The organism is Desulfocurvus vexinensis DSM 17965, from assembly GCF_000519125.1.
In the GTDB taxonomy this organism is placed as follows: Bacteria; Desulfobacterota; Desulfovibrionia; order Desulfovibrionales; family Desulfovibrionaceae; genus Desulfocurvus; species Desulfocurvus vexinensis.
Genome location: NZ_JAEX01000060.1, coordinates 1 through 1,035, shown reverse-complemented (window position 1 = coordinate 1,035; position 1,035 = coordinate 1). Strand labels below are relative to the sequence as shown.

The following is a 1,035-nucleotide window of genomic DNA, read 5'->3' as shown; positions in this document are numbered from 1 at the left end:
GGAGGGGCTCATGACCTATTGGGAAGGGCTCGAAATCAAGGCCGACACCAAGGTCAAGTATTACGAGACCGACCACAAGACCGTCACCAAGGCCAACGCCAACGAGTTCTTCCAGACCTTTCTCGGTAATGCAAAGCACATCCCGCACTGGCTGATCTCCTACCGCGATCACGCCTATCCCAACGAGCAGGAGATGAAGCGGATCATCGGCTCCTTCGGCAAGCAGAGCCGGATGAGGTCCAAGGATCACCACTACGCCATCACCTCCAAGCACGGTGAGGCTTCCAACGCCAAGGAGCGTCTGTTCGTCTGCGCTCCCGGGGCCAAGGCCAGCGCCGAGCGGGAGGAAAAACCCGTTCCGATGGCCGCCGCAGCGAACTTCCACACCAGCATCCCCGTGGACATCCAGCTGGGCGAAGGCGAACGCCTCACGACCGAGGCCATGGATGTCGGCTCGGCGGGCGACCCCCAATTCAGCTTCGTGCTCTGTCGCACCGGCACCAACAAGAACGGCGACCACTTCACCGCCGAGGAGTTGTCCGGTCGGCATATGACGGCCGTGAACAAGAAGGTCGATCTGCAACATTCGCAGGAGTTCAACGACATCGTGGGCGGCATCGTCGCCGCCGACTACCTGGAGGACGACAACGGCGGCCGCGTGGAATGCGTCGGTGAGCTGTACGTCCACGACACCCCGGCCGCCCGGCTGGCCTACAAGCTGATGAAGCGCGGGATCATCTCCCAGGTCTCCATGGAATGCGACTACCAGGAAGGCGAATGTTCGGTCTGCCACAAGCGCTTCCAGAACAAGGCCGACTACTGCACCCACCTGCGCAAATTCAAGGGCCGTGATTTCAACGGCCAACCCGTTTTCGAGATTCTGCACGGCGTCACTTTCACCGGACTGGGACTGCTCGACCGCAAAGGCGCGGACGAGAACGCCAGGATTCTGCAGGTGGCGTCCCTTCAGAGCCAGCCCGACCAATCCCAACCCGAAGGAGATTCCACGATGGAAGACAAAACCAAACCTACCGA

1 protein-coding gene is annotated in these 1,035 nt (G+C 60.8%); it reads left to right on the top strand.

Annotation, left to right across the window (positions count from 1 at the left end):
* Nucleotides 1-10 precede the first annotated feature (10 nt).
* The coding region (locus G495_RS0114605) for an HK97 family phage prohead protease (protein WP_483782838.1) at nt 11-1,035 on the top strand (1,025 nt) is incomplete at its 3' end.